General features: G+C 47.5%; 12 protein-coding genes and 1 pseudogene. 10 read left to right on the forward strand and 3 right to left on the reverse strand.

Annotated features, from left to right (window positions below):
* Positions 1-214 precede the first annotated feature (214 nt).
* Positions 215-1,183 (reverse strand): replication factor C small subunit, encoded by a 969-nt coding sequence (locus tag QHH00_03710; GenBank protein MDH7508488.1) that lies wholly within the window; start codon positions 1,181-1,183, stop codon positions 215-217.
* 457 nt (positions 1,184-1,640) lie between these two features.
* On the opposite strand from QHH00_03710, the gene QHH00_03715 reads away from it, so the two are divergent.
* Positions 1,641-2,561 (forward strand): TIGR00269 family protein, encoded by a 921-nt coding sequence (locus QHH00_03715; protein ID MDH7508489.1) that lies wholly within the window; start codon positions 1,641-1,643, stop codon positions 2,559-2,561.
* Here QHH00_03715 and glyA read toward each other — a convergent pair.
* The gene (glyA, locus tag QHH00_03720; protein MDH7508490.1) at positions 2,558-3,835 is read right to left on the reverse strand and encodes a serine hydroxymethyltransferase; all 1,278 of its coding nucleotides are present in this window, start codon (positions 3,833-3,835) and stop codon (positions 2,558-2,560) included. The genes QHH00_03715 and glyA overlap by 4 nt on opposite strands.
* A 100-nt stretch (positions 3,836-3,935) precedes the next feature.
* Positions 3,936-5,018 carry a bifunctional phosphoglucose/phosphomannose isomerase gene (locus QHH00_03725; protein ID MDH7508491.1) on the reverse strand — a complete coding sequence of 361 codons (1,083 nt, stop codon included), beginning with the start codon at positions 5,016-5,018 and terminating at the stop codon, positions 3,936-3,938.
* A gap of 215 nt (positions 5,019-5,233) precedes the next feature.
* On the opposite strand from QHH00_03725, the gene ribB reads away from it, so the two are divergent.
* From ribB to QHH00_03770, 9 genes and pseudogenes are all read left to right on the forward strand, one after another.
* Positions 5,234-5,953: a 3,4-dihydroxy-2-butanone-4-phosphate synthase gene (gene ribB, locus QHH00_03730; protein ID MDH7508492.1), complete on the forward strand. Its 720-nt coding sequence runs from the start codon at positions 5,234-5,236 to the stop codon at positions 5,951-5,953.
* Positions 5,926-6,423 carry an FAD synthase gene (locus QHH00_03735; protein ID MDH7508493.1) on the forward strand — a complete coding sequence of 166 codons (498 nt, stop codon included), beginning with the start codon at positions 5,926-5,928 and terminating at the stop codon, positions 6,421-6,423. The genes ribB and QHH00_03735 overlap by 28 nt, the downstream gene beginning before the upstream one ends.
* Positions 6,401-6,868 (forward strand): riboflavin synthase, encoded by a 468-nt coding sequence (gene ribC, locus QHH00_03740; GenBank protein MDH7508494.1) that lies wholly within the window; start codon positions 6,401-6,403, stop codon positions 6,866-6,868. The genes QHH00_03735 and ribC overlap by 23 nt, the downstream gene beginning before the upstream one ends.
* Positions 6,869-6,874: 6 nt before the next feature.
* Entirely contained in the window at positions 6,875-7,285 is a 411-nt protein-coding gene (gene ribH, locus QHH00_03745; GenBank protein MDH7508495.1) for a 6,7-dimethyl-8-ribityllumazine synthase, read from the forward strand.
* Positions 7,286-7,513: 228 nt separating this feature from the next.
* Positions 7,514-10,491, forward strand: a pseudogene (locus tag QHH00_03750) (FAD-dependent oxidoreductase).
* A gap of 55 nt (positions 10,492-10,546) precedes the next feature.
* Entirely contained in the window at positions 10,547-11,008 is a 462-nt protein-coding gene (locus QHH00_03755) for a hydrogenase iron-sulfur subunit (GenBank protein MDH7508496.1), read from the forward strand.
* Entirely contained in the window at positions 11,008-12,141 is a 1,134-nt protein-coding gene (locus QHH00_03760; protein ID MDH7508497.1) for a Coenzyme F420 hydrogenase/dehydrogenase, beta subunit C-terminal domain, read from the forward strand. The genes QHH00_03755 and QHH00_03760 overlap by 1 nt, the downstream gene beginning before the upstream one ends.
* A 2-nt stretch (positions 12,142-12,143) precedes the next feature.
* Entirely contained in the window at positions 12,144-12,836 is a 693-nt protein-coding gene (locus tag QHH00_03765; GenBank protein MDH7508498.1) for a hypothetical protein, read from the forward strand.
* The gene (locus QHH00_03770; protein ID MDH7508499.1) at positions 12,833-14,389 is read left to right on the forward strand and encodes a glutamate synthase-related protein; all 1,557 of its coding nucleotides are present in this window, start codon (positions 12,833-12,835) and stop codon (positions 14,387-14,389) included. The genes QHH00_03765 and QHH00_03770 overlap by 4 nt, the downstream gene beginning before the upstream one ends.
* The last annotated feature ends 17 nt before the right edge of the window (positions 14,390-14,406 follow it).

Consider the following 14,406-nt stretch of genomic DNA (forward strand, 5'->3'; position numbering starts at 1 on the left):
GCATCTTGACGAGAGTTAAAATAAATAAGATCTATTCAGGTGGCACTGACTTCCGAAGAATTCTCGATTTTTAGACAAAACCATTAGGTTCAAGAGAGACAAATTTCATCTAGAGTTTATAAAAACTCCAAACCACTCACATTATTCGCGTTCATTGCTACGAGATTTGATCACCCAACTAATTTCTTGAGGGCATGTTCAATTTTGAGACATATCATTTGTCATTTGATCCGATTTTTCCAACTAGAACAAGATGTGCGAGGAGGGATTCGAGTTGTATCCTTTCATTGCTGCCCTCAACTATCCTGAATTCAATTTCCCCCGTCTTGTCGATCAGTCGAACTTTCTCAATCTCGGGTATCTGCAGATCAAAAAAAGTTCTATGGATCTGCTTTATAATGTCTTCCCCAGACAAACCATATTGAACCATGAGCTCGTCTAGGAGATTCCTCGCCTCCATAAAGTCGCCAGCTAGGGCGGTCTCGAGCAGAAGCTTGACTTCTTCGGGCCTCGCCATTCCGGCTGTCTGATAAATGATATCCACCGTCACATCCTTGCTGATCGAGGCCGCCACCTGCAGAGAGTTGATCGCTTTTCTCATATCGCCTTGCGCGATGTGGGCTATTGCATCGAGAGCGTCGTCCGTGATTTTAAGCGCTTCATTCTTCGCGATGATCTTCAAATACTTTCTTACATCCTCGACCTTGAGCGGGCGAAATCTGAAGACTGCGCATCTCGACTGTATTGGTTCAATGATTTTGGAGGAGTAATTGCAGGAAAGGATGAAACGGCATGTCTTACTATATCGTTCCATTGTCCTTCTCAGGGCGGCCTGTGCCTCAGGCGTCAGTGCATCCGCCTCATCGAGAAATATTATTTTGAAGCTCGCTTCGCCGATCGGTGCAGTTCTGGCAAATTCTTTGATCTTCCCTCGGACGACCTCGATTCCTCTCTCATCAGAAGCATTGAGTTCGACAAAATTCTCTCGCCAAGCATCACCAAAGAGCTCTTTTGCAAGGGCGATCGCACACGTTGTTTTTCCTGTGCCAGCTGGGCCAGCGAACAGCAAATGCGGTATATTGCCAGATTCAGAATAAGACTGCAATCGCTCGACGATTTCCTGTTGGCCAATGACTTCCTTCAGCGACCTCGGCCTGTACTTCTCGATCCAAATTTCTTTCATCTTCGCCCCTACCCAATCAAAAATATCTACGATAACTAATACTTTTGCTAGAGTCATCCAAAACTTAAAGAAATGGTTGGAGCAGACGGATTATTACAGTGAAAGCGAAAATCAGGCAATCTTCATTGCCATCTCAGATAACTGATGATCCTGTTGGATTTGTTCTTACCTATATTCCTTTGGAATGGTCATCCGTTTATGAAATGCATCGTTGAGTTTTAGATGAGTCTCCGATCAACCTGAGTATTGCTTCACTTTTGGAAAGACGACGGGCCATTCGTTTGATTTCTTGCGACAGAAAATTCTTACTGATCCTTGAAAAGTATCTGAGATAACCTAATAAATGAGATATTTGAAAAATCTGTAAGCTATTGAAAAACAATTTTATGGGGTTTCACCAAAGTCGCTTAATATTTTGCATGAGAAGATTTTTAAATGGGTGTTTTCTTGACAAACTGTGGCTCGATGTTCAAAGTGCAATAAAAAAGCGATAACATTTATCCGATACAATGGCACGCACCTCTGCAGGGATCATTTCATTGAATTTGTTGAGAAGAGAGTTAAAGCTGAACTAAGAAAACAGATTGATTTGGATCGCGTCAAGCACTTGTCAGTTGCTCTCTCCGGTGGTAAGGATAGCACCGTTGCATTATCAACATTGAAAGATATACTTCATGTTAGAAGGGATATCACATTGAGTGCGATTACAGTTGATGAGGGAATCGCTGGATATAGACCGCTCACGCTTTCAAGGGCCAAAGAATTGACAAAACAACTTGGAGTGCCTCATTTCATCGTTTCTTTTAGAGAAGAATTCGACATCGACATGGACGAGATTGCGAGATCAGTAAAAAAGAGGACACCTTGTTCATATTGTGGCGTGCTGAGAAGGAGGTGCATAAATAGGGTCGCAAAGCAAGAGCGTGTCGATGCCATTGCCACAGGCCTTAATCTGGATGACACGGCTCAATCGATCCTTATGAATTTCACACGGGGAGATATCGAGCGACTTGCGAGACTAGGTCCCCATGTCAAAATCCAGCCCGGTCTCGTTCCGCGAATCCAACCACTGAGATCTATACCAGAAAAAGAAAATTATCTCTACGCGCTGCTTAAAGAATTGCCATTTTCAGATGATGAATGTCCCTACGCGGAGAGAGCTCTGAGAAATGAATATAGAGAGATTATTAACAAATTAGAGGACAGAAGTCCAGGAACGAGACACGCGATTCTTTCAAGCTACGACGCAATCCTACCAGCACTTCGAGATCTCTTTCCACCCGCTTCGATGCAGGAGTGTAAATGCGGTGAGCCGACAATCAACGGAAAGTGCATGACGTGCGAACTACTCGAAGAGATTAGGAAGAAAATGACCTAGAAAAGCTCTCTGTACGCGTAAGCCTCCTCGCCTTCGCCAAAACAGTAACGGATTTTGGTGAAACTTTTCTTCAATTCTTTAACCTCCTCCTTAACGGATTCTGGCTTGGCCTCTCTCGCGGCGACTTTCCAGATCAATTCTGCAATCTCCTTCATTTCGCTCTCACGCATGCCTACTCTCGTCAATTCCTGTGTGCCGAGCCTGATCCCGCTAGGCCTGAGCGGACTCTCGTCGCCAGGCAGTAAGTTCTTGTTGGTGATGATGTTCGCCAACTCTAAATCTCTAGCGACCCGCTCACCTCCACCAAATTTCGAAACATCAACGGCTAGAGTATGGGATTCAGTGAACCCCAAATGAGGACAGAGTACCTCCATGCCCAGTTCATATAGTGCCTCGCCAAGTGCCTTTGCGTTCCTTATGGTCTGCTTTGCATATTCTACACCAAAGATCTCTTCCTCGGCGAGTGTCACGCCCAGCGCCGCCATCGCGTGTAAGTGATGACTGCTTGTTACGCCCGGGAACACTGCCCTCCGGATCTTCTTCTCCACCTCCTCTGTGATTCCTTCTGCAAGAATGATCCCGTGATTCGGCCCTGGGAAAGTTTTGTGAGTACTCGCCGTGATAATATGAGCACCCTCACGCAAAGGATCCTGAAATTTCCCACCTGCAATAAGACCAAGAACATGAGCCCCATCATACCAGACGATACACCCAATCTCCTCGAAGACATCATTCAGTTCTTTTAGTGGCGCGGGGAAAAGAAAGAGAGACAGTCCGAATTGGGCAACGACTGGTCTGGTCTCCAAAAGCAATTTCCTCGTTCCGTCGATATCAATATTCATATCTTTTGCGTTCCAAGGGTATTCAACTGTTCTCAACCCCCGCAATCCAACGGCACCAAAAGGCGCCATCGAAATATGAGCACCATTTGCAAGGGCACATGATGATATGAGGTCCCCTGGTTTCGTCAACGCATAGATAATGGCTAGATTAGCAACGGTTCCTGAAATTGGGCGAACATCGACGAAGGAACATTTGAAGAGCCTCTTAGCAATTTCCATCGATTTGAGTTCAACACGGTCGACATATTCGTTGCCTTGATAAAACCTCTTTCCAGGCATACCTTCAGCATACCGGCCGTGAAAGTCTGAGATCATCATCTCCTGAGCGAGGGGACTCATGATATTTTCTGATGCGATCATAGGAAGGGATTCCTCGAACCATTTACAATGTGCTTTCACTTGTTCGCGTATCCAGAATGCGTCTTCTTTCATAGGGTCACGACACGAGATAATAAATCTCTATAAAAAACATATTGGTAAATGTTAGCATGAAACTTTCAAAGATAAACGCAATTCCGCGTTTAACTCTTAGCTATTTGTCCCTCATCATGGCACTCAATAAGTCACTCTTCAACCCACTGATCGAATTAACAGGAGTCGGGTCAATGCCTTTCAACATCGCCAAGTAATAACTAACAAAGTCGCCCAATACGATACCACGCAGGATACAGTCTAATGCATCTTTCCCCGGGATATCAACGGTCACAGCATTTAGATTCTTCCGTTCAAACATTCTGGCAGTGACATCAGTTATATTGGCTAAGACTGAGTCTGTCGGAAAACCCCGAAGGAAAACAGGGAGGCACTCAGTTACATATTGACCTTCTAGCCATCCAACAATCTGATTGTGATTCATCTCTGGGATTTCACCGCAAAAAGACAACATCTTCGCATTTTCATTGATCTGACTTTGCCATCGGGCGGCAACCGCGCGGAGATTCCTAGGAGCATAGATTACCGGAACGCGTCCATACAACCGTTTGGCGAGCTTCTTCGCTTCATTTGAGCTCAGGGGAATTTCAGGCGAGCAGGCCTTCACATACGACTCTAGCACTGCCGATTTAGCCCTCAATTCAGATACCAGAGGCGCGATTCCTTCGCGATCAAGGATGATCGCTATTGCTCCGAGGATATACCCGAGCGCAGCCCTCGGCATGATGTTTTTTGGCAAACTCAAATGCTGGATATCAAGGGATAAACATCTCTCCATTAATTTTCCATTAGATGTGATGCAGACGACTCTGCATCCTCTGCGGACCGCTTCTTCAAACAATGATAAGGTCTCGATTGTATCACCAGAATAGCTCACGACGACGACGAGCGTATCCTCTCTTGCCCATTTTGGAGGACGGGTCGATCGTATGATGAAAACTGGTGATGTCGAGACATCTGAAAGATATTCACATAGAATGTCACCAGCAATCGCGGATCCGCCAACGCCACAGATGCAGACGCCCTCAACACCAAATGGCTTGTAACGGCAAGATGAGTCGAGGATCGTTCGTAATTGAGTTGGGAAATCAAGTATATATTTGATCATTTTTGACTGGTCAATAAGGGTCATCCGCTGGATATTGTCAAGCTCTTCGTGCATCACTCGTATAATCGCTGTCATAATAAATTAGATGCGCGCAGAACGCTCATTTTCTGTTTATCGTGCCTTTAGGAATTTGACAGCGGGAGAAATACATTTAGGGGGAGCAGAGAAAAATTCATCTTTTCGAAATGGAAGGTAGAAACGACTGGCAATTATGATTTCCAGATCAATTGATGCTACTAATAGTTTGGTAACTACAAAAGGAATAATATTAGTGCCAATTATCAGCTTGGATGCGATCCACCATGTTCGAAAATGTGACTAGAGCTCTCCACGACTTACGTAGTGGAAAAATCATTCTAATCTATGATGCAGACAATAGAGAACGAGAGACGGACATGGTCATCGCTTCGGAAAAAGTCACGCCAGAGGTCATCAGGACGATGAGAAAGGACGCAGGCGGACTGATTTGCACTACCGTGCACAATGACATCCGAGAACTCATCGGGATTCCATACCTGGCTGACGTTTTCAGCAACATTTCAGATCGCTATCCGATCTTTTCACGGCTCAGCCCAAATGACATCCCATACGACACCAAATCAGCGTTTTCAATTACAATCAATCACCGGAACACTTTTACTGGGGTAACGGATAAAGACAGGGCACTCACGATTTCTGAATTCGCAAAGTTCGCAGGGCGTGCATTGAAAACAGAAAACGGATGGGCAAAGGAGGAATTCGGACGGCTTTTTAGAGCCCCAGGTCACGTGTACCTCCTCAATGCTCGAAAAGATTTGCTCGTCTCAAGGTTCGGCCATACTGAGCTAGCAACTGCAATGACCGTCATGGCTGGCGTCATACCGACCGCAACAATATGCGAAATGATGGGTGATGACGGGAATGCTCTTCCAAAGGAACTAGCAAAAGCGTATGCGAGAGAGCATGGACTGGTATTTCTTGAAGGGAGAGAGATCATCGAAGCATGGCGATCTGGTGCGTGGTTGCGATGACACGCGTCATGGCAACAGGCGTATTCGATTTACTGCACGTCGGCCATCTTCATTACCTCAACGAAGCTAAAAGGCTGGGGGATGAACTGGTCGTCGTAGTCGCTACAGATTCCACGGTGAGAAAAAGAAAACATGAGCCGGTGACGCCAGAAAAGCTAAGGCTTGAGTTGATCAAGGCCTTAAAACCGGTCGACAAGGCTCTCATCGGACACGAAGGTGATATATTCAAAATTGTCGAGGAGATCAGGCCAGATATTATAGCACTTGGATACGATCAGGAATTTGACGAAGAGCAACTGCAGGAAGAACTCGCCCGGAGGGGGATCAAAGCGAAAGTCGTCCGATTATCAAAATACGAAGACGACCTGAACGGAACAAGGAAAATTATTCAGAAAATAATTGACTGGTACACATTCAAGAAGACGATCGAAAAAACGGAGAGGGATCATGAAGATCATCGGGATCGCTGATACGACTTTTGCTCGATACGACATGGGTGCGAGTGTTATCGACGAACTTAAAAAGGCAGGTACAGGATTTAAGATTGTCCGTTACACCGTGCCTGGCATCAAGGATCTGCCGATCGCATGCAAGAAACTCTTTGACGAACAGAAATGCGATATCGTCATTGCACTCGGCATGCCGGGTGGTAAAGCAATCGACAAGACATGTGCGCACGAAGCTTCCCTTGGTCTGATCCAATGTCAGTTACTCACGAATAAACATATAATCGAAGTATTCGTGCACGAAGACGAAGCACCTGACGAGAAAACGCTTGCATGGCTAGCCGATAGGAGGGCAAGGGAACACGCTCTGAACGCATACAATCTTCTCTTTAGACCAGAGGTTCTTACGAGAAATGCCGGCAAAGGTTTGAGACAGGGCTACGAAGATGTTGGCCCGTTAAAGGAGTGATGAATAATGAGGAAATTCAACATAGGGATAGTTGTCTCTGAGTATAATTTCGACATCACATCGATGATGCTGGAAAGGGCGAAGGAACACGCGAAATTTCTGGACGTCAACATCGCAAAAATTGTGACAGTTCCTGGTGTTTTTGACATGCCACTCGCGATCAAGAAGATGATCCAGGAGAAGGACATCGATGGAATCGTGACGATCGGCGCCGTCATTGAAGGCGAGACCGAGCACGACGAGGTAATTATGCAGCATGCTGCCAGAAAAATCGCCGATCTTGCGCTTGAATACGATAAACCAGTAACGCTCGGCATCAGTGGTCCAGGAATGACGAGGCTCCAGGCTGAGGAGCGCATTGAAAAAGCGAGAGAGGCCGTAGAGGCGTGCGTCAAATTACTCAAAGCCCTTTCCTGATTTTTTCCTCTCTTACAATTTTTTGCGAAATTTCGGAGAACAACAAATAAACTTCGTAAGAAAAATTCGCTAATGGCGCCGGACGCATGAATCTTGTTTATATAATTTTCTCAGGCTTTTTCTCCGTGATAATTATTGTCTGGGTTGTCCGAAAGAATCTTATATCGAGAGAAGAAATGCGAACTTCGGAGGCAGTGCGCCGGCAGTGCCTCCTAGGATGGCAATACTATGAAGGAGGAGACCACCAAGGTCCTAGTCATCGGCGGGGGGATAGCGGGTATTTCTTCCGCGCTCGAACTCGCCAATCATGGCCACGAGGTTTTTCTCGTCGAACGCAGACCGTCGATCGGCGGTAGGATGTCACAACTGGACAAGACTTTTCCTACATTAGACTGTGCAATTTGTATCCTCGCCCCAAAGATGGTTGAGGTGTCAAGGAACCCGCGCATTCATTTGATGACGTATTCTGAAATCGAGGATGTTAAAGGTCACGAAGACGGTTTCGACGTGAAAATCAAAGTGAAAAAAAGGTATGTTGACGTCACAAAATGCACGGGTTGCGGTATTTGCGCCGATCACTGTCCTCAAAAGCATCTCATCGACGAATTCAATGAAGGACTGGGAGAGAGATCAGCAGTTTTCATCCCTTTCCCCCAGGCCGTTCCGCGGGTTGCAACGATTGATGAGAACCACTGCCTCAAATTGACGAAAGGCGTGTGTGGGGTTTGTGAAAAGAAATGTCCGGCTGGGGCCATAAAATTCGATGATGAGGAGACATTTGTCGACATCAATGTCAAATCGATCATTGTTGCAACTGGATTTGATGTTTTTGATGGGAACTATCTCGGTCGATACGGGTACGGGCGTTTCAAGAATGTTATTACGGCTTTGCAATACGAAAGAATGCTTAACGCATCAGGACCAACCAAGGGCATCATTGCGAGGCCTTCCGACGGCAGAATACCCACACGCATCGGCATCGTCCAATGTGCAGGATCAAGGGATGAAGGGTGTAAGAGCTACTGCTCGAAAATCTGCTGCATCTATTCAGCGAAAGAAGCGATCCTTACCAAGGAGCATTTACCTGAATCAGAGATTCTTGTTTTTCACAATGACCTTCGAACGATTGGAAAGGGACATGAAGAGTTCATTAGAAGATCGAGGCAAGAAACCGGAATCCAGTACATTCCCTCCTTAATAGGGGACGTCGAGGAGGATGAGGAGGGGTGTATCAGGGTCAGATACCACGATCGGCAAACTGATAGAATACTTACAACTACCGTTGATCTCCTCATTCTCTGCCCCCCTATCGTTCCAAGTAATGGGACTGCGGAGCTTGCAAGAATGCTCAGCATAGATCTTGATGAAAACGGATTTATCAAGACCCTCGACTCAAACCCAGTTGCAACAACAAGGGATGGCATTCTTGTTTGCGGTTGTGCGAGAGGGCCTGAAGACATTTCCAATACAGTCACGGACGCGATGACCGCAGCCTGCGTCGTTACTCAAAGGAGCGGTGTGGGAGTTGTCAAACTGGAGGATGATGAGGAGTTTATTTCAGAAACGGCGCTAAAGGAGCCAAGAATTGGTGTTTTTGTATGCAGTTGCGGGATGAATATTGGCGCTGTCGTCGATGTGGACGAGGTCGTGCACTATGCCTCGATGTTGCCCGGAGTGGCCTACGCAGAAAAATGCATGTACGCGTGCTCCCAAGACAACCAGAACGCCATTCAAAAGGCGATCAAAGAATTAGGACTAAACAGGATACTCGTAGCTGCGTGTAGCCCGAGAAGCCATCTTCAATTGTTCCAGGATACATGCAGACGCGCGGGACTGAACAGGAACCTCGTTGGTTTTGTCAGCATAAGGGAATTGGACAGTTGGGTTCACCAGCACGATAGAGAAAAAGCGACAGAAAAAGCCAAAATACTGGTGAGAATGGGAATTGCCAATATCGCCCTTGCGAGACCGATGAAACAGATTCGGAGTGAGGTCGTTCGATCAGCAATCGTCATTGGCGGCGGAATCGCTGGCATGACAGCTGCTCTTTCTATCGCGTCTAAGGGCTTCCCAGTGTATCTCGTTGAGAAATCGGATGTTCTTGGTGGCCGTGTAAAAGACAATCATTTGAAAGACCTCGATGCCGAACTACCGCAAAAGTTGTCCAACCAGATGATCGATGCTATCAGATCCTGCAAGAACATAGAGGTGTTGACATCAACATCGATCGCAGCAGTCAGCGGTTCTGTAGGGCACTTTGTTGTCAAACTCAGGAAAGGAGGTCTGGTGGAAACAGGTCCATTTATTGGGGACAGGATCATCGAGGCTGGCGTAATCGTTCTTGCAACTGGTGCTGAGTTACTTCGGCCCGATGGCATCTATGATTATGGATTGGATGAACGCGTTATCACCCAGCTTGAATTCGAGAGAATGCTGGAAGATGGGACTGCAAAGGGATCCGACATCGTGGAGATTCTCTGTGCTGGCTCGCGAGAAAATGAGGGCAGGACATATTGCTCTCAGATATGTTGCGAGGTTGCCCTCAGGGATCTTCTTGAACTGAAGCGGATGAGCCCTCAATCGAATATCTACGTCTTATATAGAGATATTCGAATTAATGGGCTTTTAGAAAAATATTACAGGGAGGCATGTGAGGTCGGAATCAGATTCATCAGATTCGGTGAAGAAGATCCGCCAAGAATTGACCGATTGGACGGGCTGAATGTAAAAATAAAGGATGTGGTCAGTGACGATGAGCTTGTGATCAGGCCTGATCTCGTCGTCCTTGCTGTCCCACTCATACCGGGAGAAGACAATAAGATCCTTTCAGAAATGCTCAAGGTACCCCTTTCAGAAGACGGTTTCTTTCTCGAAGCCCACCCAAAGCTACGTCCGGTGGATTTTTCTGTTGATGGCATCTTCATTGCTGGTACAGCCCAGTATCCAAAAGGGATAGTTGAATCAATGAAACAAGGCTTGGCCGCAGCGTCGCGCGCACTCGGGATCCTTATGAACGCACAAATAGTCCGTGACCCAACGGTTGCAGTCGTCGACCAAGAACTATGCACAGGATGTGCAAGGTGCATTGAGGCCTGTCCATACAGCGCGATCGAGATTAGAATACAGAATGAGATGCTTGTAGCTGAGATAAACAGTCTACTATGCAAGGGATGCGGGGCATGTGCTGCAGCGTGTCCGTGCAGAGCGATTACCCTACACAACTTCACAAATGACCAGATCATCGCACAGATAGACGCAGCCTTGGAGGACACAAAAGAAGATGAGATCAGGAGTGTCGCATTCTTATGCCATTGGTGCGCGTATGCCGGAGCTGATAATGCGGGAGTCAGTAGGTATCAGTACCCGCCGAATGTCCTCCCGATCAGAATTATGTGCAGCGGAAGAATCGATCCATTTCACGTCCTCTATGCGCTTCTCAAGGGATCGGACGGCGTCTTTATCGGCGCATGCCACCCTGGTGACTGCCATTATATGATCGGGAACCAGCTCATGAAGAGAAAAATCGACAATCTGAGAGAGATGATTAGGGACTATGGTTTTGAGCCCGAACGGGTCAGAGTCGAGTGGATATCCGCTTCTGAGGGCAGGAGGTTTGCAGAAGTTGTGAAGGAATTCGTGGCAGATTTGAGGCGCCTCGGACCAAATCCCCTCAAGAAATCAATTGCCACCGAGCAGCGCGTCCGCGAAAAGGGGGTGGCGTGATGTCAAAAGAGCTCGAAACCTATGTGTGGAGTCTCGGTAAGTGTACGGGTTGCGGCGCCTGCGTGGCATGTTGCTCAAGAGGAGTCCTTTATTTCCCAGATGGAAAACAAAACCCAGACCACCGGAAATTGACAAAACGTTTTGGCCTTTCCACGTACGCTATCGATCCTTGTTTCGGCTGCGAGGCCTTCTGTGTCGAAGTATGTCCGCGACTGAGGGAGTGGGGGGAGGGGAAGATGGTTTCTGTCGTCTCAGCGAGGTCTTGTCTAACCGCTCTGAGAAGTAGGCATGGAGATCTTCTCAGTGATGTCCTAAACCAGTTGCTTGTGAGCGCGCTCGAAAGCGGCTTCATAGATGGTGCCATTGTCACCGATGTCGATAGATGGACTTGGCAGCCTTTTTCAAGGGTTGTGACCACCGAAAGCGAAATATACGATTGTGCTGGACACCAGTTCATCTGGTCTCCGACACTGTCGAGTCTTAATGAGGCTGTGCATGACAAGTCGCTGAGAAAAATCGCCCTCGTTGGCGCCCCGTGTGTGATCGACGCTGCGAGGATGATTCAGAAGTCGAAAATGAAGGGACTCGAAATCTACGGAAAATCACTGAGGATACTCATCGGGAGATTTTGCGCCGGAGTTTGCATGCACGATCTCGTCTCCGAGGTCATTGAGAAAGAGATGGGGATCTCACCGAGGAATATTGCAATGATGGACCGTTCCACCGCTGAAAAGCTTCTCACAGTGACGCTGCGTGACGGTACAGTCAGAGAAATCTCACTGGCAAACACACAGAAATACCTCCGGATGGGTTGCGCTAGATGTACTGATTACCTCGCAGAGTCGGCTGACCTTTCAATAGGCTACACTGGCTCGCGATACGGCTACTGCACGATCATCACAAGGAACGCTGCCGGAGAAAGTTTGCTAACGAGAGCTGTCCAGACAGGCCATCTTGAGATCACAAAGAGTGTTGATACGAATCAACTTTATATTGCAAAGCGGAACAAACAGAAGAGGAAAAGGTCCCAACTCTACGATGAAGAGTTGCTCCTAATGCTGGAGGGGCTCACTGATCCAGAAAAAAGGCTGGAGGCTTTGAAACGCTACTCCCAGCTCTCAGTGAGGCGGTGAAAATGGCTGCTTCTATCGATTGTACCGACCTGGACATGCGGATTTGTAATGAGAGGATAAGAGAACTGATCGGAACAACTGACCGCATCGAGATCTTTAACGCTTCACATATCGACGGCCTCTGCGGAGGACTGCGCTCGGGGAAAGCTCTCATCCACGGTGATGTCGGTGATTATTTCGGGATACTAAATGCCGGTGCTGAACTCGTTGTTACGGGGTCTTCAGGCAGATTTCTTGGTGATGGCATGACAGCTGGACGAATAGAAGTCGGCTCGGACGTCGGAGATGGTGCTGCCGTTTATTGTTATGGCGGGGTCATTAGGATCAGGGGATCTGCTGGTGACTTTCTTGGAACGATGAACAAGGGTGCAACGATCATTGTGGAAGGCGATATCGGAAATAACGCAGGAACTTACATGGTGGGGGGCGACATCGTCGTTCTAGGGGACGCAGGAAAGGCGTTGGGAGATTACATGATCCGAGGCGCGATTTACATTGCTGGCTCCTACAGCGATCTCGGGAACAATGCTAAATTGGAAAAACTTCGATCTTCTGACCTTGATAAACTCGATACGATCTTGGCGGTTGAAGGGTTGAATATCAGTCCCCGTGCCTTTCAAAAGATTATCCCAGCAACATTTAGGCCTTTTTATAGCGAAAAGACGCAGATGCAAGAAGGTGGAGGGGTGCGATGACACTTGCAGGGCACTACTGGGTGACCATCGAAAGAGATAGATGCAGGAGTTGGCAACAACCGTGGAAATGCGGAGCATGCATAGACACTTGCGAACAGGGGGTTTTCGCGAGAGATGAGATGGGAAGAGTATACGTTGCGAATGAAATCGCATGCGTGGGATGCAAAATATGTATGGAACAGGGGTGTCCTAACAGTTGTATCTATATTAGACCCGCAACTCCAGAATCATTTTCGAGAGGGATTTGGACAACTCAGACAATTGAGGAGATCCATAGGAAGGCACAGACGGGAGAATATGAGATCAGAGGTTACGGTACAATGGGGAACATACCGCACTTTGACGGTCTCGTCGTGGTGCCTTCGCAACTCGCATCAAGGCCTCCAAAGGACAAGTACAGGGAGAAATTCAGGATGGAAGTTACGATTGGAGAGGGGAAGTGCGCAAATCCGATCAGACTCAACTATCCGTTTGTCTTTGCCGCTATGTCTTATGGAGCCATATCAAGAGAGGGGAAAATGGCACTTGCCGTTGCAGCCGCAAAATTGGGCATACTTGCTAACACTGGTGAGGGAGGCATGTTTCCAGGTGAGGCGACCCTTGCACACGGCTACGAGAACGAGGAATCGCGAAGAAAAGGTGTGAAGAAATGGAGTCCTGGTGGTTATCTTGCAGTGCAGTATTCGACAGGGAGATGGGGCGTTTCAGTAGACTACCTTCAGGCAGGAGATGCTATCGAGATTAAGATTGGCCAGGGGGCTAAGCCCGGAATGGGAGGTCACCTGCTTGGGAAAAAGGTAACAGAAGATATCGCGATGATCAGGGGATTGCCACCTGGAACAGATGCTTTGTCACCGTGCAGACATTACGACATCAGTGATCAAAAGGATCTCAAGAAAAAGGTCGAAATTCTCCGCGATTTAACAAATTACGAAAAGCCTATCATGATCAAAATGGGTCCGAGCCTTCCTTACGAAGACACATATATCGCTGCAGAGGCTGGCGTTGATGCGATCTCTATCGATGGGATGGTAGGTGGAACCGGTGCTTCACCTGAAGTTGTCACACAGAATGCCGGGATTCCAACAATTGCGTGCATTCGACAAGCTTCGAAGGCGCTGAAGGACATGGGCCTGAAGGGTAAGGTGAAGTTGATCGCTCTTGGAGGTATCAGAGACGGTGCAGATGCGTTCAAGGCCATAGCCCTCGGAGCTGATGCTGTGGGTTTTGGCGCCGCGGCGGAAATCGCTCTCGGCTGCCGGGGATGTATGTCGTGTCATAGGGGCGCTTGCCATTACGGACTTGCAACCCAGGAAGCGCGGTTTAGAGCTTGTATTGATGTAGAAACAGCTTCACAGCGGCTCGTCAATTTCGTCCACGCATGTGCTGAGGAATTGAAGATTCTGGCCATGCTATCTGGCCATGACAGACTCGATACAATTTCAGCTGACGATCTTAGGGCAATCGATCTCAATACAGCGGCTATGACAGGTATCAAGCTCGCTGGCCTCGAAAAGGTCTTCCCTCAATCATGGGAAGGATTCGATGATTGAAGAAATCTCACCAATGG

It is taken from the genome of Methanomassiliicoccales archaeon (assembly GCA_029907465.1).
GTDB lineage: Archaea > Thermoplasmatota > Thermoplasmata > Methanomassiliicoccales > JACIVX01 > JACIVX01.